The sequence below is a fragment of the Aquitalea sp. LB_tupeE genome, from assembly GCF_013391415.1.
Classification (GTDB): Bacteria; Pseudomonadota; Gammaproteobacteria; order Burkholderiales; family Chromobacteriaceae; genus Aquitalea.
In genome coordinates this window covers 215696-241502 of sequence record NZ_JACAXB010000013.1, presented here as the reverse complement: position 1 = coordinate 241502, position 25807 = coordinate 215696, and the positions used below count along the sequence as shown (strand labels likewise).

General features: G+C 60.2%; 30 protein-coding genes. 21 read left to right on the top strand and 9 right to left on the bottom strand.

Translation table 11 applies throughout. The features are described from left to right. Nucleotides 1-42 precede the first annotated feature (42 nt). From ftsA to moaC, 5 genes are all read left to right on the top strand, one after another. Nucleotides 43-1254 carry a cell division protein FtsA gene (ftsA, locus tag HWX34_RS06475; RefSeq protein ID WP_218645090.1) on the top strand — a complete coding sequence of 404 codons (1212 nt, stop codon included), beginning with the start codon at nt 43-45 and terminating at the stop codon, nt 1252-1254. A 95-nt stretch (nt 1255-1349) separates the two neighbouring features. Beyond that, the gene (gene ftsZ / locus HWX34_RS06470) at nt 1350-2534 is read left to right on the top strand and encodes a cell division protein FtsZ (RefSeq protein ID WP_045846485.1); all 1185 of its coding nucleotides are present in this window, start codon (nt 1350-1352) and stop codon (nt 2532-2534) included. Nucleotides 2535-2651: 117 nt separating this feature from the next. Beyond that, a complete protein-coding gene (gene lpxC / locus HWX34_RS06465) occupies nt 2652-3563 on the top strand; it encodes a UDP-3-O-acyl-N-acetylglucosamine deacetylase (RefSeq protein WP_178971559.1) in 912 nt (303 codons plus the stop codon). 2 nt (nt 3564-3565) lie between these two features. After that, complete coding sequence (locus HWX34_RS06460; protein ID WP_255496592.1) at nt 3566-3748, top strand: hypothetical protein; 183 nt, start codon at nt 3566-3568, stop codon at nt 3746-3748. Between the two features lie 62 nt (nt 3749-3810). Then, a complete protein-coding gene (moaC, locus tag HWX34_RS06455) occupies nt 3811-4290 on the top strand; it encodes a cyclic pyranopterin monophosphate synthase MoaC (RefSeq protein ID WP_178971473.1) in 480 nt (159 codons plus the stop codon). A 34-nt stretch (nt 4291-4324) separates the two neighbouring features. Here the strand turns inward: moaC and HWX34_RS06450 are convergent, their stop codons facing one another. The 4 genes from HWX34_RS06450 to HWX34_RS06435 form a co-directional block, all read right to left on the bottom strand. After that, nucleotides 4325-4723 (bottom strand): lysozyme inhibitor LprI family protein, encoded by a 399-nt coding sequence (locus HWX34_RS06450; protein WP_178971472.1) that lies wholly within the window; start codon nt 4721-4723, stop codon nt 4325-4327. 26 nt (nt 4724-4749) lie between these two features. Then, nucleotides 4750-5664, bottom strand: a complete 915-nt coding sequence (locus HWX34_RS06445; protein WP_370459678.1) for a DMT family transporter — start codon at nt 5662-5664, stop codon at nt 4750-4752. Between the two features lie 139 nt (nt 5665-5803). Continuing rightward, nucleotides 5804-6325 (bottom strand): CNP1-like family protein, encoded by a 522-nt coding sequence (locus HWX34_RS06440; protein WP_178971471.1) that lies wholly within the window; start codon nt 6323-6325, stop codon nt 5804-5806. 13 nt (nt 6326-6338) lie between these two features. After that, nucleotides 6339-7118 carry an NRDE family protein gene (locus HWX34_RS06435; protein ID WP_178971470.1) on the bottom strand — a complete coding sequence of 260 codons (780 nt, stop codon included), beginning with the start codon at nt 7116-7118 and terminating at the stop codon, nt 6339-6341. Between the two features lie 117 nt (nt 7119-7235). On the opposite strand from HWX34_RS06435, the gene HWX34_RS06430 reads away from it, so the two are divergent. The 8 genes from HWX34_RS06430 to HWX34_RS06395 all read left to right on the top strand — a co-directional run bounded on the left by HWX34_RS06430 (nt 7236) and on the right by HWX34_RS06395 (nt 15660). Next, entirely contained in the window at nt 7236-7466 is a 231-nt protein-coding gene (locus tag HWX34_RS06430) for a sulfurtransferase TusA family protein (RefSeq protein ID WP_089082925.1), read from the top strand. A gap of 58 nt (nt 7467-7524) precedes the next feature. After that, nucleotides 7525-8559, top strand: a complete 1035-nt coding sequence (gene pyrC, locus HWX34_RS06425) for a dihydroorotase (RefSeq protein WP_178971469.1) — start codon at nt 7525-7527, stop codon at nt 8557-8559. Between the two features lie 569 nt (nt 8560-9128). Beyond that, on the top strand, nt 9129-10748 hold the full coding sequence (locus HWX34_RS06420) for a peptide ABC transporter substrate-binding protein (RefSeq protein WP_178971468.1): 1620 nt from the start codon (nt 9129-9131) through the stop codon (nt 10746-10748). Nucleotides 10749-10932: 184 nt separating this feature from the next. Continuing rightward, nucleotides 10933-11853, top strand: coding sequence for an oligopeptide ABC transporter permease OppB (gene oppB, locus HWX34_RS06415; protein WP_045846475.1), 921 nt, complete (start codon nt 10933-10935; stop codon nt 11851-11853). A 15-nt stretch (nt 11854-11868) separates the two neighbouring features. Beyond that, on the top strand, nt 11869-12783 hold the full coding sequence (locus HWX34_RS06410; RefSeq protein WP_178971467.1) for an ABC transporter permease subunit: 915 nt from the start codon (nt 11869-11871) through the stop codon (nt 12781-12783). Nucleotides 12784-12794: 11 nt separating this feature from the next. Further along, nucleotides 12795-13796: an oligopeptide/dipeptide ABC transporter ATP-binding protein gene (locus HWX34_RS06405; protein WP_178971466.1), complete on the top strand. Its 1002-nt coding sequence runs from the start codon at nt 12795-12797 to the stop codon at nt 13794-13796. After that, nucleotides 13789-14781, top strand: a complete 993-nt coding sequence (gene oppF / locus HWX34_RS06400) for a murein tripeptide/oligopeptide ABC transporter ATP binding protein OppF (protein ID WP_178971465.1) — start codon at nt 13789-13791, stop codon at nt 14779-14781. The genes HWX34_RS06405 and oppF overlap by 8 nt, the downstream gene beginning before the upstream one ends. Nucleotides 14782-14919: 138 nt before the next feature. Continuing rightward, nucleotides 14920-15660 (top strand): M48 family metallopeptidase, encoded by a 741-nt coding sequence (locus HWX34_RS06395; protein WP_178971464.1) that lies wholly within the window; start codon nt 14920-14922, stop codon nt 15658-15660. A 66-nt stretch (nt 15661-15726) separates the two neighbouring features. Here the strand turns inward: HWX34_RS06395 and HWX34_RS06390 are convergent, their stop codons facing one another. After that, nucleotides 15727-16512 (bottom strand): ThiF family adenylyltransferase, encoded by a 786-nt coding sequence (locus HWX34_RS06390; RefSeq protein ID WP_178971463.1) that lies wholly within the window; start codon nt 16510-16512, stop codon nt 15727-15729. A gap of 200 nt (nt 16513-16712) precedes the next feature. Between HWX34_RS06390 and HWX34_RS06385 the strand changes: the two genes are divergently transcribed. The 3 genes from HWX34_RS06385 to HWX34_RS06375 all read left to right on the top strand — a co-directional run bounded on the left by HWX34_RS06385 (nt 16713) and on the right by HWX34_RS06375 (nt 18914). Next, nucleotides 16713-16937: a hypothetical protein gene (locus tag HWX34_RS06385; RefSeq protein ID WP_178971462.1), complete on the top strand. Its 225-nt coding sequence runs from the start codon at nt 16713-16715 to the stop codon at nt 16935-16937. Nucleotides 16938-17067: 130 nt separating this feature from the next. Next, complete coding sequence (gene ltaE / locus HWX34_RS06380; protein ID WP_178971461.1) at nt 17068-18096, top strand: low-specificity L-threonine aldolase; 1029 nt, start codon at nt 17068-17070, stop codon at nt 18094-18096. Nucleotides 18097-18149: 53 nt separating this feature from the next. After that, on the top strand, nt 18150-18914 hold the full coding sequence (locus HWX34_RS06375; protein WP_178971460.1) for an alpha/beta hydrolase: 765 nt from the start codon (nt 18150-18152) through the stop codon (nt 18912-18914). Nucleotides 18915-18982: 68 nt separating this feature from the next. On the opposite strand, the gene HWX34_RS06370 is transcribed toward HWX34_RS06375, so the two are convergent. Together HWX34_RS06370 and HWX34_RS06365 are read right to left on the bottom strand one after the other, a co-directional pair. Beyond that, nucleotides 18983-19297: a hypothetical protein gene (locus HWX34_RS06370; RefSeq protein WP_178971459.1), complete on the bottom strand. Its 315-nt coding sequence runs from the start codon at nt 19295-19297 to the stop codon at nt 18983-18985. 206 nt (nt 19298-19503) lie between these two features. Then, nucleotides 19504-19665, bottom strand: coding sequence for a hypothetical protein (locus HWX34_RS06365; protein ID WP_178971458.1), 162 nt, complete (start codon nt 19663-19665; stop codon nt 19504-19506). On the opposite strand from HWX34_RS06365, the gene HWX34_RS06360 reads away from it, so the two are divergent. The 4 genes from HWX34_RS06360 (at nt 19664) to HWX34_RS06345 (ending at nt 23531) form a co-directional block, all read left to right on the top strand. Further along, nucleotides 19664-21697 (top strand): prolyl oligopeptidase family protein, encoded by a 2034-nt coding sequence (locus tag HWX34_RS06360; RefSeq protein WP_178971457.1) that lies wholly within the window; start codon nt 19664-19666, stop codon nt 21695-21697. The genes HWX34_RS06365 and HWX34_RS06360 overlap by 2 nt on opposite strands. Before the next feature lie 64 nt (nt 21698-21761). Further along, nucleotides 21762-22472 (top strand): glutathione S-transferase family protein, encoded by a 711-nt coding sequence (locus HWX34_RS06355; protein WP_178971456.1) that lies wholly within the window; start codon nt 21762-21764, stop codon nt 22470-22472. A gap of 59 nt (nt 22473-22531) precedes the next feature. Beyond that, complete coding sequence (locus HWX34_RS06350) at nt 22532-23053, top strand: arsinothricin resistance N-acetyltransferase ArsN1 family B (RefSeq protein WP_178971455.1); 522 nt, start codon at nt 22532-22534, stop codon at nt 23051-23053. A gap of 115 nt (nt 23054-23168) precedes the next feature. After that, nucleotides 23169-23531 (top strand): cupin domain-containing protein, encoded by a 363-nt coding sequence (locus HWX34_RS06345; protein WP_178971454.1) that lies wholly within the window; start codon nt 23169-23171, stop codon nt 23529-23531. Between the two features lie 76 nt (nt 23532-23607). On the opposite strand, the gene HWX34_RS06340 is transcribed toward HWX34_RS06345, so the two are convergent. Continuing rightward, nucleotides 23608-24237, bottom strand: a complete 630-nt coding sequence (locus HWX34_RS06340) for a YceH family protein (RefSeq protein ID WP_178971453.1) — start codon at nt 24235-24237, stop codon at nt 23608-23610. Nucleotides 24238-24392: 155 nt separating this feature from the next. Here HWX34_RS06340 and HWX34_RS06335 point away from each other — a divergent pair, with 155 nt between their 5' ends. Further along, nucleotides 24393-25142, top strand: coding sequence for a TlyA family RNA methyltransferase (locus HWX34_RS06335; RefSeq protein WP_178971452.1), 750 nt, complete (start codon nt 24393-24395; stop codon nt 25140-25142). A 97-nt stretch (nt 25143-25239) separates the two neighbouring features. Here the strand turns inward: HWX34_RS06335 and HWX34_RS06330 are convergent, their stop codons facing one another. Further along, nucleotides 25240-25698, bottom strand: a complete 459-nt coding sequence (locus HWX34_RS06330; RefSeq protein WP_178971451.1) for a universal stress protein — start codon at nt 25696-25698, stop codon at nt 25240-25242. Nucleotides 25699-25807 lie beyond the last annotated feature (109 nt).

Genomic DNA, 25807 nt, shown 5'->3' with positions numbered 1-25807 from the left:
TAGCTGGAGCGACAGGTGAGCAAACCTAAGGAAAGCAAGAACATGCTGGTCGGCCTGGACATTGGTACGTCCAAGATCGTGGCGATTGTCGCGGAGGTCCTGGATGACGGCCAGCTCAACATCATCGGCATGGGCCAGACCCCATCACGTGGTCTGAAGCGCGGCATGGTGGTGAATATCGAATCCACCGTGCAGGCCATCCAGCGTGCACTGGAGGAGGCCGAACTGATGGCTGACTGCAAGATTCACGAGGTGTTTGCCGGCATTGCCGGTTCGCACATCAAGAGCATCAATTCGCACGGCATGGTGGCCATCAAGGACCGTGAAGTCACCCAGATGGACATCGACCGCGTGATCGAAACCGCGCGCGCCGTCACCATCCCGCCGGACCATCAGGTGCTGCACATCCTCACCCAGGAATACAGCATCGACGGCCAGGAAGGCGTGCGCGAGCCGCTGGGCATGAGCGGCGTACGACTTGAAGCCAAGGTACACATCGTTAGCGGTGCGGTGTCTGCGGCGCAAAACGTCACCAAATGCGTACGTCGTTGCGGTCTGGAAGTGTCCGACCTGGTGCTGCAACCGATGGCCTCGGCCATTGCCGTGCTGTCGGAAGACGAAAAAGACCTGGGCGTGTGCCTGATCGACATCGGTGGCGGTACCACCGACATCGCCGTGTATGCCAATGGTGCCATCCGCCATACCGCGGTGATTCCGATTGCCGGTGACCAGATCACCAACGACATCGCCATGGCGCTGCGCACCCCCACCAAGGAAGCGGAAGACATCAAGATCCAGCATGCCGTGGCACTGGTGAGCATGGCCGATCCGGGCCAGATGATCGAAGTACCGGGTGTGGGCGAGCGCGGGCCGCGCCAGATGTCGCGCGCCACGCTGGCTGAAGTGGTGGAACCGCGGGTGGAAGAACTCTTCCAGCTGGTACAGCAGGAACTGCGCCGCAGCGGCTTCGAGGACCTGCTATCCTCCGGCATCGTGCTGACCGGCGGTGCCAGCCTGATGCCGGGCATGGTGGAACTGGCAGAAGAAGTGTTCCACATGCCGGTACGCGTGGGCGTGCCCAAGTATGTAGGCGGCTTGGCCGAGGTTGTGAAGACGCCACGTTTCTCGACCGGTGTCGGCCTGTTGTTGTACGGCAAGGACCAGATCCAGACCCATAGCGGACCCAAAGTGGAAAGCGCGGGTGTGGGCCAGCTGTTTGGCCGCATGAAGGCCTGGTTCGCCGGTAATTTCTAAGCAACGGCGGCCGGGTGGCCGCTGCTGTGATTTTTGTTTTTCGGGCAGCAGTAAATAGTGGAATGCAAGCTCATCTTAAACTTGAGGAGAGGCAAATGAGCGGAATGGTTTTTGAAGTAATGCAAGAGACCGCCAACGCGGCTGTGATCAAAGTGATCGGTGTAGGTGGCGGCGGTTGCAATGCCATCGACAACATGATCAGCAGCCATGTGCATGGCGTTGAATTCATCTGCGCCAATACCGATGCGCAATCACTGCAGCGCAACAAGTCGCCGCAGAAACTGCAACTGGGCAACAACCTGACCCGTGGTCTGGGCGCCGGTGCCAACCCGGAAGTGGGCCGCAGCGCCGCACTGGAAGATCGCGAACGCATTGCCGACGCCCTGCGTGGCGCCAATATGGTGTTCGTGACTGCCGGCATGGGCGGTGGTACCGGTACCGGTGCTGCCCCGGTGGTGGCTGAAGTGGCCAAGGAACTGGGCATCCTCACCGTAGGCGTGGTCACCCGTCCGTTCGAACACGAAGGCAAGCGCCTGAAAGTGGCCCAGAGCGGTATCGAAGACCTGAAAAAGCATGTTGACTCGCTGATTGTCATCCCCAACGAAAAGCTGATGGAAGTGCTGGGCGACGACGTGACCATGCGTGAAGCCTTCCGTGCTGCTGACGATGTGCTCAAGGGCGCGGTAGCCGGTATCGCCGAAGTGATTACTTGCCCCGGCCTGATCAACGTCGACTTTGCCGACGTACGCACCGTAATGGGTGAAATGGGCCTGGCGATGATGGGTTCTGCCTACGCCTCCGGCATCGACCGTGCCCGCGTGGCCGCCGAGCAGGCCGTAGCCAGCCCGCTGCTGGACAACATCACCCTGGAAGGCGCACGGGGCGTGCTGGTGAACATCTCCACCGCACCGGGTTGCCTGAAGATGAGCGAATACCGCGAAATCATGGGCATCATCCGTCAGTACGCCGACGAAGATGCACAGATCAAGTTCGGTACCGCCGAAGTGGAAGAAATGCCGGAAGACACCATCCGTGTGACCCTGATTGCCACCGGCCTGGGCCAGCAAAAGCCGGTACGCGAAGAGCGTCCGGAGTACATCAAGATCGTCAAGACCGGCACCGACGACCGTGCGGTGGAAGTCATCAACTACGACGATTTCGATACCCCGGCCATCATGCGTCAGGGCCGTCGCCGCGCTGCGCCGTCCACCGACTTCTCCAACCCGGAAGTGAGCGACAGCTATGACATTCCGGCCTTCCTGCGCAAGCAGGCAGATTAAGAAAGGTCTGCCAGGATAAATAGTTAAATACTATTAACGTGTGACGAGCAATCAATAAAGCATGGCGACAGCCTGTGCTAGAATCGGGTTTTCCCGATTGCCTGAGAGCTTCACATGATATTCCAGCGCACGCTAAAACAAGCGATCAGCGCCACAGGTGTCGGCTTGCATTCTGGCGAGCGGGTGAAACTCACCCTGCTGCCGGCAGCGCCCGACACCGGCATCGTCTTTCGCCGAACCGACTTGCCCGAGCCGGTGGATGTGAAAGTCGAGCCTGCGCTCGTCAACGACACGCGCCTCTCCTCCACGCTGGTGACAGACACCGGCGTGCGTGTCGGCACGATCGAGCATTTGATGTCAGCCTTTGCCGGCTTTGGCATCGACAACCTTGTAGTCGAGGTGACGGCGGCGGAAATCCCCATCATGGATGGCTCCGCCGCCCCCTTCATTTACCTGCTGCAAAGTGCTGGTGTGGTCGAGCAGTCCGTGCCCAAACGCTTCATCCGGGTGAAACAGCCGGTGGAAATCGTCGAAGGCGACAAATGGGTCAGGTTGGACCCGATGGACGGCTTCAAGATCACCCTGTCCATCGAATTCAATCACCCGGCTTTCAATCTGGCACCGCAAAAAGTCGAAATCGACTTTGCCAGCAGCTCTTATCTGGATGAAATCAGCCGTGCCCGCACCTTCGGCTTCATGCATGAAGTGGAATACATGCGCCAGCATGGACTGGGCTTGGGCGGCAGCCTGGATAACGCCATCGTGATTGATGATGAATACGTGCTCAATCCGGAAGGCCTGCGCTTCCCCGATGAATTCGTGCGTCACAAGATTCTGGACGCCATCGGCGACCTCTATATTGTCGGCCACCCGCTGATTGCCGCCTTCTCCGGCCATAAATCCGGCCATGCGATGAACAACAAGCTGCTGCGCAAACTGCTGGAAACCCCGGATGCCTGGGAATACGCCAGCTTTGTCGACCCGCTGGATGCACCCTCCAGCTTCCATCGCCTGCCCGAGGTGGTGTAAGCATGCTGCTGTGGTGGCGCTTGTGGGCGATTGTCATCATCCTGGCCTTCGGCTGGGCGTCCATCAGCTATGCGCTCACCCGTAATCCGCGCTACCTGAGGCGTTGCCTGCGGCTGTGCAAATGGACGGGCGGCGTGGGCTTGCTGCTCTCCCTCTTCTGGCTGATTGGCAAATTGATCCGTTAGCCGCACACTGCCAGCCATTCAAATCAGATGGCAGTCAGCGCTGCCGCTTGCTGGAGGTTTTCATGCCCGGACTGACTCATTTCGACGCCAGTGGCCAGGCCCACATGGTGGACGTGGGTGACAAAGAGGTCACGCGCCGCCGTGCGGTGGCACACGGCAGTATCCGCATGCTGCCCGCCACCCTGGCCTTGATTCGCGATGGCCATCATAAAAAAGGCGACGTGCTGGGCATTGCCCGCATCGCCGCCATCATGGCTTCCAAACGCACTGCCGACCTGATCCCGCTGTGTCACCCCATTGCACTCACCCGCGTGGCTGTCGAATTTGCGCTGGACGAAGCCGCCAGCAGTGTCGGTATTACCGTGACTGCCGAGTGCAGCGGCCAGACCGGGGTGGAAATGGAAGCCCTTACCGCAGCCAGCGTCGGCCTCCTCACCATTTACGATATGTGCAAGGCGGTGGACCGTGGCATGGTGATTAACGCCGTGCAGCTGCTGGAAAAAGAAGGTGGCAAGAGCGGGCATTGGCAGGCCGGGTCTTGAGCCACTTGCATGCTCCGGCATGGCTTGTAGTGTTTTATTGAAGTGAAGGGCAGTCCAGATCGCCTTCCTTGCATTGCAGCAGTTTTTGCAGCTCCTTGATGCGTGTCTCCGTCTTGCCAGTCAGGCACTGCAACCAGATGGTCGGGAAGATGCTGCCACCACTGACCTGGGCGGTTTCAAAGCGGCAAGCGGCATCGCGGTAGCCTATCCAGGCACGCTGGGCAACAGTCAGTCGTTGCTGGTCGTCGGCAGCCAAGCGCTGGCGGTACTGCTTGTAGAGGCTGTTCAGCTGTGTATCAGCCAGATCATGCAGCTTGGCTGCACACACATTCATGTCGGTCTGCGTCATGGCATTCTGGCAATGCTCGTCAGCGGCCAGCACCATATTGCTACATAGTCCTGCCAACAGCAGGCCGGTCAGACCGTATTTCATTGATGTTCCCTTTGTATCATCCGGTTTTAGTCATGCAGCTCGGTCAGTTGCACCTGCTCCGGCCGTGCTTCGCGGCTGATCAACACCACTGCAGCCAGAATCAGCCCGCCTCCCAGCGCCTGGCTCCAGCCCAGCGGTTCACCCAGCAGCAGCCAGGCCAGCAGGATGGTGACGACTGGTTCGGCAGTGGAGATCAGCGAGGCCTGGGTGGCTCCGGTTTTGGCCAGTCCGGACAGAAACAGTGCCAGTGCGGCTACTGTGCCCAAGCAAGCAATGCCCAATACCGACAGCCAGCCGTGCAGGCTGGCCGGGCCATGAAAACCGGTACTGGCCAGATATAGCCCGTAGCAGCTGGCAGCGGAAAACACCACCACGCAGGCGGAACTCAGCGGGTCACACTCGCTGGTGTAGCGGCTGCCCGCCAGGATGTACAGCGAATAAATGATGGCCGAGACCAGGCCCAGCAGCAGTCCCAGGGGCTGCGCACTCAGTTCCAGCCCTATGGTGATGACCAGTCCACCCAGCGCCAACGCCAGTGCCAGCAGGCGTCGTGCAGTAAAGCGCTCGCCCAGCAGCAAGGTGGACAGCACCAGCACGATGGCGGGAAACAGGTAGAGCAGCAGGGCGATGGTGCCGGCGCTGGCATAGTGCAAGCCGGAAAAATAACAGGCGGCCATGCCGGCATAGCCCATGCTGCCCATGGCGATCAGCACCAGCAGCGCCCGTCCGCGTGGCCACGGCAGTTTTTTCCACAGTACCCAGGGCAATAGCAGCACGCCAGCCAGGAAAAAACGCAGGAACAGCAGGCTGGGGGTGGACACGCCATCGGCATAGGCAAAGCGCGCCAGAATGGCCATGCTGCCAAAACCGAGGGCGGAAAGCAGGATCTTGAACTGGGCCAGCGCCAGGGCGCTGCGCGGGGAGGGAGCAGGTGAAGACACAATACGGCCAAAGAATGGGTAAAGCCCTATTGATAACCCAAATTCACTTGTTTGTCATGGCGAATGCACCGCGCTGGTGCAAGCAGGGCAACAACCGTCAGGAATGTCGGCTATTACCCTGCGGTGCGTAACGCCGCTGTCAGCGCCAGGGGGCGGCACGCAGCAGCTTGACCGCCTGTTCGGCGGATTTCGGCGCGGTCTTGTCTACACACAGGTCCTCGCGCAGGGCACGGCGGGCCTTGTCATCGTATTCAATCTTGCGCCATTCCTCGCGCATGGATTCAATCCAGCGTTTGTTGATGCTGTCGCCAAAAGCGTAGCTGCGGTAGGTGTTGGCGCTGCACTGAATGCCTTCCACACTGAGGTTTTCGGCACCGGCCGGGCTTTGCACGCGCAAGATCAGTCGTACCACACCATCTTCACCCACAGTCATGCTTTTGCTGTCGGCAAAGTATTTGTTGGCCACTTCCGGGCCGACATAAAAACCAATCCAGTCAGGTGCCGCAGGATAAGCCGGGATGCTGTATTTGCCTTCTTCCCAGGGCTTTAGGTCTTCCAGCGCGTAGTTGGTGTTGTTGAAGCCCTTGTTGTATTCGCTGGCCTGGGCAGCCAGGGCCAGCAGCAGTCCGGCCAGGGCCAGACCAAATCGGGACAGATTCACGCACATCTCCTGCTCAAGGCTTGGCCGGGTGCTGGATTTGCCCCGGCCGGATGGTATAACGGCGGCGACCGGCTTCACGGCCGGCCAGCCCCCAGGAAAGTTCGGACAAGCTTACATCACCACGGGCCGATACGTTGAGCAGCATCGATGCGCGGGTGCCGTAGTCGCGGCCCTGAATGAAAACCGGTGACAAGACCTTTTCCAGCGCCAGCCCCACCCCGGTGTTGGGCAGTTGGCCCGGCCCGGCGGAGGTGGCGTCGGCCAGCCAGCCAAAGGCTTCATCCTCGCCGGGCGGACGGCGCAGGCCGCGCAAGTGTTCGGCCAGCCGTTCGCTCTTGAACCACGGGGTGTCCAGCGTGGCATTGGACAGGGTGTGGATGCCGGGTGTCACCCGGGCAATGCGCGCGCCACGGCTGTGAAAGTGGAACAGGTCGTCCACCTTGCCGTACAGCAGGTTGAACGGGGCATAGTGCTGGTGGTTGTCGCGCAGCCAGTCGGCAAAGGCAAAGGGGTCGTCATCACCAGTGACAAAGCGCTGGACCAGCTCGCCGCGCGAGCGTTCCCCGCTCTTGCCATAGCCTTCGCGGAAGTTGGTCAGCGCGGCAAAGCGGCCACGGCCATCCACCATCAGCCAGCTGCCGCCGGCTTGCAGGTCGCGCCCGCCCAGGGTGTCGGTATGGCCTTCCCACCAGTCCAGCGCTGCGGCCGGGCGGGCATAGTATTCGTCGCGGTTGGCCAGCAAAACCAACTGGCCCAGACCGGGCATCTTGTAGGCAAAAGCAATCACGCACATGGCGGGCATTCCGATTTGGGAAGGGCTTGACGGGTGGCGTAAACTACTCGGATAGATAGCCGGTAGAATACTGCCTTCACCTGTGCATTGTAACGTAAAGACTGAGCGACACGCCCCATGACTCCCGACCGCCTGATTGACCTGTCCGGCCTCAACTGTCCCTTGCCCATCCTGCGCGCCAAGAAGGCGCTGGCCGACATGGCAAGCGGCAGCGTGCTGGAAGTGATTGCCACCGATGCCGGTGCCCCCAAGGATTTCGAGGCTTTTTGCCGCCAGACCGGCAATGCCTTGCTGGAGTCCACCACCACGGCGGAAGGGAAGTTCCGCATGGTGCTGCGTCGCAAGTAAGCCTGATCGCAACCGATACTGCCAGCCCAGACATAGACCCGACATAGAGCCCGAGCGCATGACGACACTGACCCTGATCCGCCCCGACGACTGGCACCTGCACCTGCGCGATGGCGCAGCCCTGGCTGCCGTACTGCCCGACACTGCCCGCCAGATGGGCCGTGCCATCATCATGCCGAACCTGAAACCCCCGGTGACCACGGTGGAAGCTGCCGCCGCCTATCGCGAGCGTATTCTGGCCGCATTGCCGGCCGGCAGCCGCTTAGAACCGCTGATGACGCTTTACCTCACCGACAACACCAGTGCCGAAGAAGTACGCAAGGCGCGCGCCAGTGGTTTCGTGCATGGCATCAAGCTGTATCCGGCCGGTGCCACCACCAATTCCGACTTTGGCGTCAGCAGCATTGATAAAGCCATGCCCGCGCTGGAAGCCATGGCCGAATGCGGCATGCCGCTGCTGGTACATGGTGAAGTGACGGACTCCGCCATCGACATCTTCGACCGCGAAGCGGTGTTCATCGAACAGGTATTCCAGCCGCTCTTGGCCCGCCTGCCGTCGCTGCGCGTGGTGTTCGAACACATCACCACCAAGGATGCCGCCGAATATGTGGCCAGCGCGCCGGACAATATTGCCGCCACCATCACCGCGCATCACCTGCTGATGAACCGCAACGCCATCTTTGTTGGTGGCATCCGTCCGCATCATTACTGTTTGCCGGTGCTGAAGCGCGAATTGCACCGCCAGGCGCTGGTCGCCGCCGCCACCTCCGGTTCGGCCAAGTTCTTCCTCGGCACCGACAGCGCACCGCATGCCCGTCACGCCAAGGAAGCTGCTTGTGGCTGTGCCGGCATGTATACCGCCAATGCGGCTATCGAACTGTATGCCGAAGCGTTTGAAGCGGCCGGTGCGCTGGACAAGCTGGAAGCCTTTGCCAGCCTGAACGGCCCGGCTTTCTACGGCCTGGCCCCCAATGCCGACACCATTACCCTGGTGAAGGAAAGCTGGACCGTGCCGGCGGAACTGGCCTATGGCGATGATGTGCTGGTGCCGTTGCGCGCGGGCGAAGCCATTCAGTGGCGCATGCTGGACTGATTCCATCCTGGCCCGACCGTTGTAAAAAAGCTCCCGCATGGGAGCTTTTTTTATTGGATCTGCCAGGCTGTCAGACAATTTGTCCGAGTCGCTGGGCTTGCGCATCTGCCGTCATGGCCACCTTGCCAGTCGCGCACCACCTGGCTTTACAGGATATTTCCATGTTTTTTGCCCACGTCCCTATGAGGCGGATTGGCGGCCACATTAATGCCGAAGGTATAAAACGTGGATATTGAATGGGTGCTGCCGGGCAGACTGCCATTTAAATAAGCCATGCATGCAAGATATTAATACCAGCCAATACCATTGCTCATGGATGGTGTGGGTTTTGTTGCTGTTGCTGTTGAAATATTGCGCAAAAATGCTGAAAAAAAAGGCCTAGTCGTTGAAATGACACGGATTTTGCAAAACGATTGTCATATTGTTTCTAGTGAGGCTTGAGAATTGCAAAACCGCTGGCGCATAATTTGCCGTCCGTTTCGGACAGTTAAACGGAAAATGCCGGACATAATCCGGGCCAATTACACACCCGCAATAAGCGGGGTTCTACAGAACAGGAGAATAGGCGAATGCATCACAATAAATCGCTCCGTATGACCGCATCCGCAGTGGCGCTGGCGCTGGCTGCTTGCTCCGGCCTGGCCCTGGCCGCGCAGGTACCGGCTGGTGTCAAACTGGCTGCCAAGCAGGAACTCACCCGTAACACCGGTTCCGAGCCCGAGTCGCTGGACCCGGTGCTGGCCGAATCGGTACCGGCCAACACCATTACCGCCGACCTGTTTGAAGGCCTCACCGCCACCGACAGCTTTGGCAAGGTCGTGCCGGGTGTAGCCGAGTCCTGGAAACAGACCAGCCCCAACACCTGGGTATTCAAGCTGCGCAAGAATGCCAAGTGGTCGGATGGTTCCGCTGTGACCGCGAGCGATTTTGTTTATGGCTGGCAGCGTTTTGTCGAGCCCAAGACTGCATCTCCCTATGCCTCTACCTATGGCATCTTCATCCTGAACGGCAAGGAAATCACCGAAGGCAAGAAGCCCGCTTCTGCCCTGGGCGTGAAGGCCGTGGACAAGTACACGCTGGAAGTACAAACCCCGTACCCGGTACCGTTCATGCCGTCGCTGGTCGCCAATACCCAGCTGGCTCCGCTGCCCAAGGCCACCATCGACAAGTTCGGCAAGGACTGGACCAAGCCGGGCAAGATGATTTCCAACGGCGCGTTTGCGCTGAAGGACTGGCAGGTCAACAGCAAGGTGGTAGTGGAAAAGAACGCCCAGTACTGGGACGTGAAGAACGTGCAGCTGGGCAAGATTACCTATCTGCCGATCGAAGACCACAACGCTGACGTGAAGCTGTATGAATCCGGCGAAAACGACTGGGTACTGGAACTGCCGTCCGGCACCTATGACAAGTACAAGACCCAGTATCCGAAGGAAATCCGCAATGCGCCTTTCCTGGGCCTGCGTTACTACTCGCTGAACAACAAGGACCCGCTGCTCAAAGACGTGCGCGTGCGCAAGGCACTGTCCATGGTGATCGACCGTGACATCCTGGCCAAGAAAGTGACTGCCGACGGCCAGTCTCCGGCCTATAGCGTTATCGTTACCGGTACTGCCGGTGCCGATGTCACCAGCTATGACTGGGCAAAATGGCCGATGGCCAAACGTGTGGAAGAGGCCAAGAAGCTGCTGGCCCAGGCCGGTGTACAGCCTGGCACCAAGCTGAAGTTTGTCTACAACACCAGTGACTACCACAAGAAGATGGCCATCTTTGCCGCTGCCGAATGGAAGTCCAAGCTGGGCCTGAACACCGAGCTGGAAAGCCTGGAGTTCAAGGTACTGCTGAAGAAGCGTCACGATGCCGATTACCAGATCGCCCGTAATGGCTGGAACGCCGACTACAACGACGCCACCACCTTCCTCGCGCTGGTACAGTGTGACAACGACCAGAACGACAACAAGAACTGCAATGCCAAGGCCGAAGCACTGATCAAGCAAGGTAGCGACACCACCGATCAGGCTAAGCGCAAGCAACTGTTCACCCAGGCGGTGAAGATGATCATGGATGACTATCCGATGATCCCGCTGTTGCAATACACCGCACCGCGTCTGGTGAAGTCCTATGTGGGTGGCTATGGCAAGAACCCGATGGACCGCTACCGCGGCAAGGACCTCTACATCATCCAGCACTAAGCCTTGCGCTTGACTGAGTGATGCAAGAGGAGGGGGCTGCAGCCCCCGGTTGAACAGAGGCCGGATGTCCGCCAGACGGACATCCGGCTTGTGATGTAGCGCATCATGCCGGAGCACCTCGCCCTGCGGGCACGTTCACAAGACGTGCACTGCGCTGGCGGACGACCCCGGCTGGAGTATCCCCATGTGGTCCTATACTTTCCGACGCGTGCTGGCGACCATTCCCACACTGCTGGCCGTCATTACCGTTTGCTATCTGCTGTTGCACCTGACCCCGGGCGGCCCGTTTGACGGGGAACGCAAGGTGTCTGCCGCCGTGCTGGCCAATCTGCAGGCCAAATACCATCTCGACCTGCCCTTGTGGCAGCAATACCTGTATTACATCAAGAGCCTGTTGCAGGGCGATCTGGGTGCATCCTTCCGCTATGCCGACTGGAGCGTGAACGACCTGGTGGGCAAGGCTCTGCCGGTGTCGGCCGCTATCGGCGGTGGTGCCATCGTGATTTCCCTGTTCATCGGTGTGGCGCTGGGCATTGTGGCCGCGCTGCGCCAGAACAGCATCATCGACTATCTGGTAATGCTGCTGGGCAATATCGGCGGTGCTTTTCCGTCCTTCGTGCTGGGCCCGGTGCTGGTGATGGTGTTTGCCATCGGCCTGGAATGGCTGCCCGCTGGCGGCTGGGATGATTTCTCGCTGCGCTACATGGTGCTGCCGATGGCCTTGCTGGTGTTCATCAACATCTCCACCATCGGCCGCGTGATGCGCGGCAGCATGATCGAGGTGCTGGGCAGCAACTTCATTCGTACCGCCCGCGCCAAGGGCTTGCCCATGCGCACCATCGTGCTGCGCCATGCGCTCAAGCCGGCCTTGATGCCGGTGGTGTCGGTCATCGGCCCGCTTGCCATTTCCTCCATCACCGCTGCGGTAGTGACCGAAACCGTGTTCGGCCTGCCCGGCCTTGGCAAGCTCATCGTCAATGGTGCCGCCAACCGCGACTACACGCTGGTGCTGGGCCTGGTGGTGCTGGTGACGGTGATTACCGTTGTTCTCAACCTGCTCGTGGATCTGGCCTATGCGCTGCTGGACCCGAAGATTCGCTACTGAGCGGGAGCAAAAATCATGATGCAAAGCAAACAGAAAGCCATGACGGCTGCGCTGGACAATGGCCTCTCCGATGCCGCCGTAGAAGGCCGCAGCCTGTGGCGCGACGCGCGCCTGCGCTTTTTCCGCAACAAGGCGGCGGTCATCAGCCTGATCGTGCTGGCCTTCATCACCCTGGCCTGTGTGTTCGGGCCGATGGTGCTGCCGCACACTTATGAAGACACCGACTGGGATGCGATGGGCATCGCCCCGACGCTGGTGAATACCCACTGGTTCGGTACCGATGCGCTGGGGCGTGACCTGCTGGTGCGCTGCCTGATTGGCGGACGCATTTCGCTGATGGTGGGCGCGCTGGCCACCATTGCCTCGGTGGCACTGGGCATTGTCTGGGGTGCAACTGCCGGTTTCATGGGCGGCAAGGTGGATGCGCTGATGATGCGTATTGTCGACATGATGTACGCCGTGCCCTACCTGCTGATTGCCATCCTGATGGTGACCCTGCTGGGCCGCGACTTCTATCTGGTGGTGCTCACCATTACCGTGTTCTCCTGGATGGACATGGCGCGGGTGGTGCGTGGCCAGACACTGGCGATCAAGTCCAAGGAATATGTCGAGGCCGCCCACGCCATTGGCGTATCCACTCCCAAGATCATCTTCCGCCACATCGTGCCCAATCTGCTGGGCATCGTGGTGATCTACACTACCGTCACCGTGCCGGGCGTGATCCTGACCGAGTCGGTGCTGTCTTTCCTGGGCCTGGGGGTGCAGGAGCCGATGACCAGCTGGGGTGTGCTGATTCAGGACGGGGCCGGGGTTATGGATGCCAGCCCGTGGATTCTGCTGTTCCCGGCCGGCATGCTGTCGGTCACCCTGTACTGCGCCAACTATATCGGCGACGGCCTGCGCGATGCGCTCGATCCGAAAGATCGTTGAGGTAGCAACAGATGAGTCTATTGAAAGTAAGTAATCTGGGCGTACAGTTCCAGACCAACGACGGCGTGGTCAGCGCCGTCAACGGCGTCAGCTTCGAGCTGGAAAAGGGCCAGACCCTGGGCATCGTCGGCGAATCCGGCTCTGGCAAGAGCCAGACCGTGCTGGCCATGATGGGTCTGCTGGCGCGTAACGGCAAAACCACCGGTGAGGCGCTGTACCAGGGCCAGAATCTGCTGGCCATGAGCCCGGCCGAGCTCAACCGCATTCGCGGCGACCGTCTGGCAATGATCTTCCAGGACCCGATGACCTCGCTCAACCCCTATCTGACGGTAGAGCGCCAGATGACCGAGGTGCTGGAGCTGCACAAGGGCATCAGCCGCCGCGATGCCAGAAAACGTGCCATCGAACTGCTGGACGCAGTGCGCATTCCCGAGGCTGCCCGTCGCATCAATATGTACCCGCATGAGTTTTCCGGCGGCATGCGCCAGCGGGTGATGATTGCCATGGCCCTGCTGTGCGAGCCGGAAGTGCTGATTGCCGACGAACCCACCACCGCGCTGGACGTGACGGTACAGGCGCAGATCCTCACCCTGCTCAAAGACCTGCAGCGTGATTTCGGCACCTCCATCGTGATGATCACCCACGACCTGGGTGTGGTGGCCGGACTGTGCGAAAAAGTGATGGTGATGTATGGCGGCCGCGTCATGGAATACGGCACGGCGGACAACATCTTCTATCAGCCCAGCCATCCCTACACTATCGGCCTGCTGGGCGCCTTGCCGCGGCTGGACCACGACGGCAGCGAGCTAGTGAGCATTCCGGGTAATCCGCCCAATATGGCGCACATGCCCAAGGGCTGCCCGTTCTCCGAGCGTTGCACCCATGCCAGCAGCCGCTGCGCCGACGAACTACCGGCGCTGGCCGCCAGCAGTGCCAATCCACAGGTGCTGCGCGCCTGTCACAAGCCGGTAGCCGAATTGCAGCTGGCCGCACAGGAGGTGGCGCATGTCTGAACAAGCCAAACAACCGATTCTGTCGGTGCGTGATGTCAAAGTGCATTTTCAGGTGAAGGGCGACGGCCGCTGGCCGTGGAGCGCCAAGCGCACGCTCAAGGCGGTGGACGGGGTCAGTTTTGATCTGTATGCCGGTGAAACCCTGGGCGTAGTGGGCGAGTCCGGCTGTGGCAAGTCCACGCTGTCGCGCGCCATTCTCAATCTGATTCCGGCGACTGCCGGTGAAATCGTGTGGATGGGCAAGGACCTGACGCGCGGCACCGACAAGGACTGGCATGCGGTGCGCAAGGATATCCAGATGATCTTCCAGGATCCGCTGGCCTCGCTCAACCCGCGCATGACCATCGCCCAGATCATTGGCGAACCACTGCGCGTGCACAAGCCGGAGCTGTCCGCCGAGGACATCATGCAGCGCGTGCGCAGCATGATGCGCAAGGTGGGCCTGCGCGAGCAGATGATCAACCGCTATCCGCACGAGTTCTCCGGCGGCCAGTGCCAGCGCATCGGCATTGCCCGCGCGCTGATTCTGGAACCCAAGCTGATCATCTGCGACGAGCCGGTGTCGGCGCTGGACGTGTCTATCCAGGCGCAGATCATCAACCTGCTCAAAGAGCTACAACGCGAGATGGGGCTGGCGCTGATCTTCATCGCCCACGACCTGGCAGTGGTGAAACATATCTCCGACCGCATCCTGGTGATGTATCTGGGCCGCGAGATGGAGCTGGCGCAAAAACATGCCTTGTACGATGCGCCTGCCCACCCTTACACCCGCGCCTTGCTGTCGGCCATTCCCATCCCGGACCCGAAGCAGGAAAAGGGCAAGGTGATCCAGATTCTGCAAGGCGATCTGCCCAGCCCGATCAACCCGCCGTCCGGCTGCGTGTTCCGCACCCGCTGCCCGCAGGCTGCTGACCGTTGCAGCAAGGAAACCATCCAGCTGCGCCGTATCAGCGCGCAGAGCCAGAGTTCCTGCCTGTTGGCCTGATGCAGTCCTTGCCCGGTACCCGGCCCCGCTGATGATGAGCGGGGCTTTTTCTTGCGCGTAAGCTACCGAGCCAAGCTGTATGTTAATTTTTGCTAAATTACGTTAGCATAATGGCGCTTCTAAAAAAGGAATTTTGATATGAAAAAATTGCCCCTTGCTCTCGTTTTTGCACTGTCCCTGTCTGGCACCGCCCAGGCTTTCGACCTCAACGGCATGATCAGCTCCGGTAGCGACCTGCTCAAGGCTGCCACGCTCAGCGATGCAGACGTGAAGAACCTGGCGGCGGAATCCAGCGTCGTCATGGACAAAAAGAACAAGGTTGCTCCGCCTTCCAGCGCTTATGGCAAACGCCTGGCCAAGATCGTCAAGGGTCTGGACAGCGAAGACGGCACCAAGCTCAACTTCAAGGTTTACCAGACCAAGGACGTCAACGCCTTCGCCATGGCCGATGGCACGGTACGCGTGTACAGCGGCCTGCTGGACAAGATGGATGACGACCAGGTGCGTTTCGTCATCGGCCATGAAATCGGCCACGTGAAACTGGGCCATACCAAGAAAGCCATGCAACTGGCTTACTCTGCCTCCGCAGCACGCAAGGCTGCCGGCAGCAGCGGCAACAGCACCGCCGTGGCCCTGAGCGAGTCCGATCTGGGTAATTTTGCCGAAGCCATCGTCAACGCCCAGTTCTCCCAGTCTCAGGAAAGCGATGCCGATGCTTACGGCGTGGGCTTTCTCAAGCGTCACAACTACAATGTGCAAGGCGCACCGTCGGCCCTGCGCAAGCTGGCCGAGCTGTACGGCAACGACAGCAGCATGCTGGCCAGCCATCCGGCACCGGGCGAACGCGCTGCCAAGGTGGAAAAGCTGATCGCCAACTGATCGGTCTTGCTGACGCAAAAAAGGCCTCCAGATGGAGGCCTTTTTGCATATTTGAGTCGGCGCGCTTCAGCGCTTTTTGGGCGGCTTGGCCAGTTGCTTGAGCGCATGGGAAACCGCCACCAAGCCGAAGCTGGCAGTCACCACCATGCTGGCACCAAAGCCGGCACAGGACAGTCCTTGCGGGCCACGGGCGCTGTCGGCAGCGCAGCTTTGCGTGTCGGGATAAACCAGCTGTTCGGTAGAGAACACGCAAGGAACGTGCAGCTTCTTGCCTGCATCGCGCGGGAAACCGTGATAACGGCGCAGGTTGTAGCGCAGCTTGGACAACAGCGGGTCGTACGTCACTTCACCCAGATCAGCCAGCTTGATCAGGGTGGGGTCCATTTGGCCACCGGCACCGCCGGACACGATAAACGGCTGGCGACGGCGCACGCACCAGGCGGCCATGGCAGTCTTGACGCGCAGGTTGTCGATGCAATCGATGATGAAGTCGAAGCCCTGGCCCAGCATGGCGTCCAGATTGTCTTCGGTAACGAAATCCTCGATTTCCTGCACCACGCAGGCCGGGTTGATGGCGCGCACCCGCTCGGCCAGTGCCGTCACCTTGGCCATGCCGTAGTGCGGGTCCAGTGCTGGCAGCTGGCGGTTGGTGTTGGATTCGGCAATATTGTCCAGATCAATCAGCGTCAGGCGGCCGATTGCGCTGCGGGCCAGCGCTTCCACCGCCCAGGAACCCACGCCACCCACCCCCACCACACAGACATGGGCTGCCTGAAAGCGGCTGAGTGCATCGGGGCCATACAGGCGGCCAATACCGCCAAAGCGGCGGTCAAGATCTGCATCGTGCGACATCTGCTGTATATCCGGAACCAAAAACGGCCAAGCATAACCAAGAGCGCCGGGGCTGACCAGTCTTTGCCCGGAAAAAAGCAAGCAACTGATTTACTGGAACTTTCCGCCAGCTTGCCTATCCTTCTGCATAGGTCCGTCACGAATGCATGTCGGCATTCCTCTGATCCGGGCCGGCCTGAGTGATCTCAAGGGAGTTCTCCATGAAGCACCCGAGTTTCGATATCGATCTGGACAAGCACTACAACGCCACCGTGGTGATTGCCTGCGTGGAATGCGGTCATGAAAACCGCCATCATCTGAAATCCCTCTCCCCCGACCACAGCCTGCGCTGCCAGTGCGGCAGCGACATCTCGATGACCCACACCGCCATGCAGGCAGCACAGCGGCGGGTGAGTGCATTGAAGCAGGCCTATCGAATAGCCTGATGGAGTGACGCCGACAATTTGTGTATCACCCCCGGCAAGCAGTTTGCTGGCACAATCAGGCAAGGCCTGATCTGGCATTTCCCTACACGGCGGCCCATGTGGCCGCCGCTTTCATTTGCAGGAGCACAGCATGCAGTGGATTGATATGCGCAGCGATACCGTCACCCAACCCACCCAAGCCATGCGTCATGCCATGGCCCATGCCGTGGTGGGGGACGATGTCTATGGTGACGACCCGACCGTGGCCGAACTGGAAACCCTGGCCGCCCGCTTGCTGGGCAAGGAAGCCGCCTTGTTTGTGCCCACCGGCAACTTTGGCAATCAGCTGGCCATCTTCACCCACTGCCAGCGCGGCAACGAGGTGATTCTGGGTGACGACTGCCATATCGTGTGGCACGAAACCGGCGGCGCGGCGGTGATTGCCGGGGTGCAATTGCGCACCATTGCCGGTGACAAGGGGGTGATGGACCCGGACGAAATCGAAGCGCGTATCCGGGTGGGGCAGGATGTCCACTGGCCGCAAACCGGGCTGATCTGTCTGGAAAACGCTCACAGCAATGGACGGGTGATACCGCTGGACATCATGCAGCGCACCGCTGATATCGCCCGCCGTCACGGCGTGCCGGTGCATCTGGATGGTGCGCGCGTGTTCAATGCCGCTGCCCATCTGGGCTGTGATGTGCAGGACATCACCCGCCATGCCGATAGTGTGATGTGCTGTCTGTCCAAGGGCCTGGCCGCGCCGGTGGGTTCCATCCTGGCCGGTTCGGCCGACTTCATTGCCCGCGCCCGTTACAAGCGCAAGCTGCTGGGTGGTGGCTGGCGCCAGGCTGGCGTGCTGGCGGCACCGGGTATTCTGGCACTCACCGAGATGACACAGCGCCTGAACGAGGACCATGCCAATGCCCGTTATCTGGCGGAGCAGCTGCATGGCATGCCCTGCATTGACGTCGAGCTGGACGATGTTCACATCAATATGGTGTGGTTCCGTTTTCTGGCCGATATTGATGTCAGCGAACTGATGGCCGCTTTGACCGCAGCCGGCATCAAGGTCAATCCCCCCGAGGCTGGTCGTATGCGGCTGGTAACGCACTGGCAAACCAGCCGCAGCGATATCGACCGCGTGCTGGAGGTGTTCCATCGGGTATTGAGCGACTGAGTGCCGCTGACCGGAATTTGCTGCGTCATGTCGAGATACTTGCCGGAGGAACCATGAAACACATGCTGACAGCCTTGCTGCTCTTCTGTTGTGGAGCCGCGCAGGCACAGGAGCAGATGCTGACGCTGGAAACCCGGCCATCAGTCACGCTGCGCTTGTTGCTGCTGGAACCGCATGGCAAGCCGCAGGCCAGCCTGATTCTGTTTACCGGCGGAGAAGGGATGCTCAGGCTGGGGGATGACGGCCGGCTGCATGCCGGTGCCGGTAATTTTCTGGTGCGTACCCGGCAGCAGTGGGCCGCGCAGGGCTTTCAGGTGGCGGTGGTGGATGCGCCGTCCGACCACCCTGACAACCTGAACCGGGCTGATTTCCGCATGAGTGCCGAGCACGCGCAGGATATTGCGGTGGTGATTGATACCTTGCGCCAGCGAGCCGCTGTGCCGGTATGGCTGGTGGGCACCAGTCGTGGCACGACCTCGGCCGCCGCCGTGGCCATTCGCCTGCAGGGTAAGGTGGATGGTGTGGTACTCACCTCTACCATCAACCGCGACCGCGGCAGTGTTGCCGACCTGGCGTTGCCGCAACTGACTCAGCCGGTACTGGTGGTGCAGCATCTGCATGACCAGTGCAAGGTAACGCTTTATCAGAATGTCCAGCCGGTGATGGATGGTTTGCAGTCATCCCGCAGCAAGGAAATGCTGCTGGTGGATGGCGGCGTGGACAAGGGCGACCCGTGCCAGCCGTGGGCCGCGCATGGGTATAACGGAATCGAATCCGAGGTAGTGGAAAAGGTGGCGCGCTGGATTCACCAGCACTGACTGGCAAACCAGGCCTGCGCCAACTGGAAGGGCAGGCTGGTTTGATCTGCATGTTCCATGAGACGTGCTCAGTTATACACAATGGTCACCATGCTTCTGACCGGCTCGTTGCGGACATCGGCAGTACGACTTTCCGTGGTGACAATCCGGCGTATCTGCACCGATTGGGTTGCCGTGGCATCGGCACAGTAGGACGTGGGGGTGGCCTGACGTGCCATGCGATAGGTGGCTGGTTTTTGCGCATAGTTCACCCAGGTTGCCGTCGGGATTGCACAAGGCGCTTTGACAATCGCCCCCCGGAAATTGATGGTGCCGGTGGAAGCGAATGCTGCTTCAGCAAGCAGCAGGGAGGCCAAAGTGGTGGCTGCGATGATTTTTTTCATGACGAGCTCCTTGCTGGGATTTTTTCCTGAGTAATTCAGAAATTTCTACCGAATTTATAGGACTCACCTATGCTGTCGCGCAATAGCATTTATTAAATAAAATCATTAAAGACTTGCAATAAATTTTAATTAAAGTTCTAATTTTTAATTATTTATTATAAATATGAGTTGAGCGTAGAGTTTTCTGGGGTGATCTTTAAGTAAATTCAATTAAATAAGAACGCCATGCAAAGGCCGATAGCCATTATTTGATTGATCGCTACCGTACCAAAGACAGATATGGTGTTGTGACCAAGCTTCATGCGGCTGCAGCAAGCCAGGCTGTCGATGCTAAGCTGTGCGCCTGTTTGCATTTCTGGTTCTCCCATGTCCCACCTCCCCGATACCCACCAGTGGCTGGAAAGCCTGGACGACCCCGCCGTAGACAGCTGGGTTGCTGTTCAAAACAAGCGTACCCAGGCGCTACTGGATGCCGATGAACGCTACGCGCCCTTGCGCCAGGACATCCTGGGCCACCTGCGCGATACCCGGCAGATTCCCTTCTTTTCCGAACACGCCGGCTGGCTGTACAACTTTCATCAGGATGAACACCACCCGCGCGGCATTTACCGCCGCACCACACTGGCGGACTATCAGGCGGCCAGCCAGCAATGGCATACCGTGCTGGACGTGGATGCCATTGCTGGCGCTGCCGGCAAGGATTGGTATCTGGACGGGGTGGCGCACTGCACGGTGCAGCCGTCCCGCGTGCTGGTGCACTTGAGCGAGGGGGGGGGTGATGCCAGCCTGGCCTGGGAATACGACCTGGAAACCACCAGCTGGGTGGAGCAGGGCTTTCGCTTTCCGCACGGCAAAAACCATATTGCCTGGCGCGACCCGGACAGTGTGCTGGTGTGCCCCGGCTGGAAGGGCGCACCGCTGAGCCGCTCCGGCTACCCGCGCGAAGTGTGGCTGGTGGAACGGGGCGATGACGGTCAGCATCAATGGCAACAGCTGTTTGTCGCCGACCCGGATGCCATGATGGTGGCCGCTTGGCGTTATCTGGATGGCCCGGATGGCTGGCTGGACCTGATCGAAGCGGCCGATGGCTTTTACAGCAAGACTTACCACCTGATCGACGCCGACTTGCAGACCCATCCGCTGCCCCTGCCGCCCAAGGCCGATATCGAGGCGTATCTGCATGGCCAGTTCATCGTCAAACTGGCGGAAGACTGGTGCTGGCAGGGCGAAACCCATGCCGCCGGCAGCCTGCTGGCCGTGCCGCTGACATGCCTGCTGGAGAATGAGGGCCATATCCAGCAACTGGTGGCCCCGGCCGCCAGGCTGGCGGTGGAGTCGGTGGAAACCACCCGCCACAGCGTGGTGGTCAACCTGATCGACAATGTGCGAAGTCGCCTGCTGGCTTTCGACTGGCAAGACGACAGCTGGCAAGCGCGCAGCCTGCCGGTGCCGGATAGCGGCGTCATCGAATTTGCCGACCAGCCCTGGAACAGCGATGTGCTGTGCTACAGCTTCAGCGACTTCCTCACGCCCACCGGCCTGTACCGGCTGAATGTGGCCACTGGCGCGCAAGACTGCCTGCGCCAGCAGCCCGCCGCATTCGATGCCAGCCGCTTTGTGGCCGAGCAGTGCTGGGCCACGGCACCCGATGGCGTGGACATTCCCTATTTCGTGGTGCGTGCCCGCGATACGGTGCTGGATGGCCGCACGCCGACGCTGTTGTACGGCTATGGCGGTTTTGAAGTGCCGATGATGCCCTACTACGTGGAAAATTTCGGCGCGCACTGGCTGGAAAAAGGCGGTGCCTTCGTGCTGGCCTGTATTCGTGGTGGCGGCGAGTTTGGTCCCGGCTGGCATCAGGCGGCGCAAGGTATCCATCGCCCGGTCTCGTTTGACGATTTCTGCAGCGTGGCCGAGGCACTGATCGGCAGCGGCCTCACCAGCCCGGACAAGCTGGGTATTGAAGGCGGCAGCAATGGTGGCCTGCTGGTAGCCGCTTGCATGGTGCGCCGCCCCGAGCTGTTCAAGGCCGTGGTGTGCGAGGTGCCCTTGCTGGACATGTTGCGTTACACCGAACTGCTGGCGGGTGCCAGCTGGATAGACGAATACGGCGACCCGGCTGATCCGCAGCAGGCGGCGTCCTTGCAGGCCTATTCGCCCTATCACCAGTTGCAGGCCGCTGTGCGCTACCCGCTGCCCCTGTTCACCACCAGTACGCGGGACGACCGGGTACACCCCGGTCATGCCCGTAAAATGGTGGCGCGCATGCTGGAGCTGGGCCATCCGGCTTTATTGATGGAAACCGATGCCGGTGGCCACACCGGCAATGCCGGTCAGGAACAGACTGCGGCGGAACTGGCCCGCGTGCTGGTGTACCTGTATCAGCAACTGATGGATTAAAGCCATCGTCATTGCCGGGCCGGGGTGCTAGTCTGAGCGATTCCCGCCCCGTGGAGAAGCTTGCATGATTACGCTTTACACCTTCGGACCAGCCTTCGGCCTGCCCGACCCCAGCCCGTTTGTCATCAAGGCCGAATTGCTGCTCAAGCTCTCCGGCCTGCCTTACCGCAAGCAGCGCGGCAGCATGCGTAGCGCGCCCAAGGGCAAGCTGCCCTATATCGAGGATGACGGCACGCAGGTGCCGGATTCCACGCTGATTCGCCTGCATCTGGCTGGCAAGCATGGCATCACGCTGGATGCGGGATTATCAGATGCCGACAAGGCCGTGGCCTGGAGCATGGAATGCCTGTGCAGCGACCATTTGTACTGGTGCATCGTGCATGAACGCTGGATGGACGATGCGGTTTTTGCCCGCGGGCCGGGGGTGTTTTTCCAGCGCCTGCCCTTCTTGCTACGTGGCATGGTCATCCGCATGATCCGGCGCAAGGTGCGCGGCAATCTGCACGGCCAGGGCCTGGGCCGCTTCAGCACGGACGAGCGCCAGCGCCTGCTGCAACTGGATATCGCCAGCCTATCCGCTCTGCTGGCAGACAAGCCTTACATGCTTGGCGCAGCGCCCAGCTGGCTGGACGCCACGGTATTTGCCTTTCTCGCCTCGGCCCTGCTGGCCACGCTGGGCGACACCCCCAGCCGGCAGGTGGTCAGCCAGTATTCCAATCTGGTGGACTATGTGACTCGCCTGCGCCGGCAGTACTTCCCGGAATGGCAGGTATAGCAATGACTGGCGTGATTCTTGCAAGCCATGCTGACTCCAGTCAGCCAGAAAGCCTTGCCATGAGTTGTGACATCCTGATCCGCCCCGCCACACCCGCTGATGCCGCTGCCATGGCTGCCATCTACAACCCCTATGTGCTCAACAGCACCATCAGTTTTGAAGAAGAAGCGGTGACGGTCGAGGAGATGGTGGCACGGCTGGACAAGGTGACCGAGCAGGGCTTGCCCTGGCTGGTGGCAGAGCTGAATGGCGAGTTGCTGGGCTATGCCTATGCTACCCGCTGGCGGGTACGTCCGGCTTACCGTTATGCCGTGGAAACCTCGGTGTACTTTGCGCCCGAGGCGCGTGGCCAGGGCTTGGGCGGACGCTTGTACCGCAGCCTGCTGCAGCAGTTGCGCAGTCAGGGTTTGCACCTTGCCATTGCAGGTATTGCCCTGCCCAACGCCGCCAGCATTGCGCTGCACCAGGGGCTGGGTTTTGAGCAGGCTGCGACCTTTCATCAAGTGGGCTGGAAGGCGGCGCGCTGGCTGGATGTCGCTTATTGGGAGCTGCGTCTCAATGAAGGCCCGCCTGCTGTCTGAGGCCTGCTGCCCTGTTGTGATCCCCCGTTTCACCAGACTGGTGCGTGACGGTAATTGCGTAAGTGCCCTCTTTGTGAGAGATTTGATCAAATAATTTCACAATGGAGCGAAAGACATGGGCCTTGCCAGTGACATCATCGTGTTTCAGCGTAACCCGGTGCGGGTTGAGCAATTCAATGCTCCGGCTGACCGACGGCTGGAAGGTGACTGCGCCCAGACGGTGGAGAACCACTATTCCGACCCCAGCGGTCAATTTCACGCCGGTATCTGGAGTGGCGGTTGCGGACGCTGGCGGGTGAAATACCACGAACACGAATTTTGTACTTTGCTGGAAGGCTATGTCCGCCTGACCGACCTGCAAGGGGACAGTGTCGAGCTGTATGCTGGCGACCACTTTGTCATTCCCGCCGGTTTCGAAGGCGAGTGGGAAGTGCTGGAGCCCGCGCGCAAGACCTACGCCATTTTCGAGCCCAAGTAAGTCTTCCAGGCAAAGCAGACAAAAGCCCCGTCGCGGCTGAATCCGTGGCGGGGCTTGTTGTTGGCAGGGCAGGCTGTCATTCGCCCAGGCTTTGCTCCAGCTGTTGCAGGCGCGCCTTGAGTGCCGCTACCTCGGCCTCCAGTGCCGCCACCCGGCCGGTCAGGCCGACATCAATCACGGCATTGCTGACGGTTTCGGCCAGTACCGGTTCGCCACTGAGCAAATGGCACCAGCGCGCTTCGCGCTCGCCCGGTTGCCGCGCCAGTTTTTGCACCAGCGGCGGGTATTTGTCGGCCAGTGCTTCCAGCGCGGTTTCCACTTCTTCCACGCTGGCAAAACCATACACCCGCCCGGCACGGGTGCGGATTTCCGCGCTAGTTTGCGGCCCGCGCAGCATCAGCAGGGCCAAGGCTGCCAGTCTGGCACCGTCGATATTCCATTCATAGTTCAGCCTGTGCTCGTACTTGGCCACCCGGCTGCCGGCGGGCAGGCGCTCGGCAATCAGTTTTCTGGTCTGCAAGCTGTCCAGTGCCCGGCTCAGGTCGGTATCTGACAGCTGCATCACCGGCTCACGGCTGGTGAGCTGATTGCAGGCCGATGCCAGGCTGTTGAGCGTCAGGGGGTAGCTGTCTGGCGTCAGCGCCTGTTTTTCTACCAATGCGCCCAGTACGCGTACTTCGGCGGCATCCAGTTGATGTGTGTCCATGGCGGTGCTCCTTATGGCAATGCGCACATCATCGCACCAAGCACGGCAAGGCACCAAGCCGACTTGCAGCATGGCCTTGCCCCGGCGTGAGGCTTGACAGGCCGCAGCGGACTGGCCACCCTGTCGCCTTTCGAAATGCAAGCAAGGAAAACGGGATGAAGCGGGTAGATCTTCTGTTGGTGGAACAAGGACTTGCCACGTCGCGCACGGCTGCCCAACACCTGCTGGAATCCGGCCGGGTCAGCCTGAACGGGCAGGTCATCAGCAAGGCGAGCAGCAAGTTTCCTGCCGGTACGCCGCTGGCAGTGCGGCCAGACCCATCCGATCGCTTTGTTTCACGTGGCGGGCAGAAGCTGGATGCCGCCTTGCAAGAAGCCGGGCTGGACATCCAGGGTTGGCGGGTGCTGGATGTGGGCCAGTCCACCGGCGGGTTTACCGACTGTGTATTGCAGGCTGGCGCCGCCTATGTGGTTGGCGTGGATGTGGGGCACGACCAGTTGCATCCGCGGCTGTGGGACGACCCGCGCGTGCGTTGCTTTGAAGGCGTGAATGCGCGTGAGCTGGACCGCCAGCGCCTGCTGCAGGCCAATGACGGTTTGCCCTTCGACCTGATGGTATGCGACGTGTCCTTTATTTCGCTCACCCTGATCCTGCCGTCTGCCTTGCCCTTGCTGGGTGAGAACGGCTGCCTGCTGGGTCTGGTGAAACCGCAGTTCGAAGTAGGGCGCGGAGCCCTGGGGCATGGCGGCATCGTCCGCGATGAAAGCCTGTTTGCCGGCGTGCAGGACAAGATTGCCGATTGCCTGGACGAACTGGACTGGAAAGTGGAGCGCTGGTTTGACAGCCCGATTACCGGTGCCGACGGTAACAAGGAATTTTTTGTGCTGGCGCGGCCCCTGTTCTGACGCGGCAAAGAAAATCCGCAGGGGGCATGGCCCGCTGCGGATGGCACCCGCCACCTTGCCTGTGGCGTTGTGGTGCGGTGGGATGAAAAACGCTGTGTCAGTCCTCGCTGCCGCGTACCACCAGCAAGGGGCAATGCGTCTTGCGCATCACGTTTTCGGCAAAGCTGCCCAGTAACAGGTGGGCCAGCCCGGTACGGCCATGAGTGCCGATGACAATGAGTTCGGCATGGCGGCTGTCGGCAAAGCGGATCAGTGATTCGGCCATATCCTTGCCGCCCTCCCAGCTTTCCGCAATATGGCATTCCACCTTGGCAATGCCTTCGTTGATGAGCCGCTTTTCTGCCTTTTCCAGCAGCTCGCGTGCCTGTCTGAAAGCCAGATCGTGCAACTGGTGGGTATCCAGTGCGCCCACACCTTCAATCGCCATGTCGCGGAGGCTGGCGACATGTACCAGCGATATCGACGATTTGGCTATTTTTGCAATGCGGATGGCTTCATCCAGTGCTTTTTCTGCTGTCTTGCTGCCATCTACAGCAATCACGATATGTTGATACATGGCATACTCCTCTCAAAGCTGGCGTTAAACCCGCTGTACTGTACGCAAGGCATGCCATGATGTCGGCATGGATGGCGACAGCATCTTGTGTTTGGTTTTAGCATACTCG

Excerpts from the sequence above, each read along its gene's own strand:
- ftsA (WP_218645090.1), top strand. The coding sequence starts at position 43 with ATGCTGGTCGGCCTGGACATTGGTACGTCCAAGATCGTGGCGATTGTC.
- ftsZ (WP_045846485.1), top strand. The coding sequence starts at position 1,350 with ATGAGCGGAATGGTTTTTGAAGTAATGCAAGAGACCGCCAACGCGGCT.
- HWX34_RS06460 (WP_255496592.1), top strand. The coding sequence starts at position 3,566 with ATGCTGCTGTGGTGGCGCTTGTGGGCGATTGTCATCATCCTGGCCTTC.
- moaC (WP_178971473.1), top strand. The coding sequence starts at position 3,811 with ATGCCCGGACTGACTCATTTCGACGCCAGTGGCCAGGCCCACATGGTG.
- HWX34_RS06450 (WP_178971472.1), bottom strand. The coding sequence starts at position 4,723 with ATGAAATACGGTCTGACCGGCCTGCTGTTGGCAGGACTATGTAGCAAT.
- HWX34_RS06435 (WP_178971470.1), bottom strand. The coding sequence starts at position 7,118 with ATGTGCGTGATTGCTTTTGCCTACAAGATGCCCGGTCTGGGCCAGTTG.
- HWX34_RS06430 (WP_089082925.1), top strand. The coding sequence starts at position 7,236 with ATGACTCCCGACCGCCTGATTGACCTGTCCGGCCTCAACTGTCCCTTG.
- pyrC (WP_178971469.1), top strand. The coding sequence starts at position 7,525 with ATGACGACACTGACCCTGATCCGCCCCGACGACTGGCACCTGCACCTG.
- HWX34_RS06420 (WP_178971468.1), top strand. The coding sequence starts at position 9,129 with ATGCATCACAATAAATCGCTCCGTATGACCGCATCCGCAGTGGCGCTG.
- oppB (WP_045846475.1), top strand. The coding sequence starts at position 10,933 with ATGTGGTCCTATACTTTCCGACGCGTGCTGGCGACCATTCCCACACTG.
- HWX34_RS06410 (WP_178971467.1), top strand. The coding sequence starts at position 11,869 with ATGATGCAAAGCAAACAGAAAGCCATGACGGCTGCGCTGGACAATGGC.
- HWX34_RS06405 (WP_178971466.1), top strand. The coding sequence starts at position 12,795 with ATGAGTCTATTGAAAGTAAGTAATCTGGGCGTACAGTTCCAGACCAAC.
- oppF (WP_178971465.1), top strand. The coding sequence starts at position 13,789 with ATGTCTGAACAAGCCAAACAACCGATTCTGTCGGTGCGTGATGTCAAA.
- HWX34_RS06395 (WP_178971464.1), top strand. The coding sequence starts at position 14,920 with ATGAAAAAATTGCCCCTTGCTCTCGTTTTTGCACTGTCCCTGTCTGGC.
- HWX34_RS06390 (WP_178971463.1), bottom strand. The coding sequence starts at position 16,512 with ATGTCGCACGATGCAGATCTTGACCGCCGCTTTGGCGGTATTGGCCGC.
- HWX34_RS06385 (WP_178971462.1), top strand. The coding sequence starts at position 16,713 with ATGAAGCACCCGAGTTTCGATATCGATCTGGACAAGCACTACAACGCC.
- ltaE (WP_178971461.1), top strand. The coding sequence starts at position 17,068 with ATGCAGTGGATTGATATGCGCAGCGATACCGTCACCCAACCCACCCAA.
- HWX34_RS06375 (WP_178971460.1), top strand. The coding sequence starts at position 18,150 with ATGAAACACATGCTGACAGCCTTGCTGCTCTTCTGTTGTGGAGCCGCG.
- HWX34_RS06370 (WP_178971459.1), bottom strand. The coding sequence starts at position 19,297 with ATGAAAAAAATCATCGCAGCCACCACTTTGGCCTCCCTGCTGCTTGCT.
- HWX34_RS06360 (WP_178971457.1), top strand. The coding sequence starts at position 19,664 with ATGTCCCACCTCCCCGATACCCACCAGTGGCTGGAAAGCCTGGACGAC.
- HWX34_RS06365 (WP_178971458.1), bottom strand. The coding sequence starts at position 19,665 with ATGGGAGAACCAGAAATGCAAACAGGCGCACAGCTTAGCATCGACAGC.
- HWX34_RS06355 (WP_178971456.1), top strand. The coding sequence starts at position 21,762 with ATGATTACGCTTTACACCTTCGGACCAGCCTTCGGCCTGCCCGACCCC.
- HWX34_RS06350 (WP_178971455.1), top strand. The coding sequence starts at position 22,532 with ATGAGTTGTGACATCCTGATCCGCCCCGCCACACCCGCTGATGCCGCT.
- HWX34_RS06345 (WP_178971454.1), top strand. The coding sequence starts at position 23,169 with ATGGGCCTTGCCAGTGACATCATCGTGTTTCAGCGTAACCCGGTGCGG.
- HWX34_RS06340 (WP_178971453.1), bottom strand. The coding sequence starts at position 24,237 with ATGGACACACATCAACTGGATGCCGCCGAAGTACGCGTACTGGGCGCA.
- HWX34_RS06335 (WP_178971452.1), top strand. The coding sequence starts at position 24,393 with ATGAAGCGGGTAGATCTTCTGTTGGTGGAACAAGGACTTGCCACGTCG.
- HWX34_RS06330 (WP_178971451.1), bottom strand. The coding sequence starts at position 25,698 with ATGTATCAACATATCGTGATTGCTGTAGATGGCAGCAAGACAGCAGAA.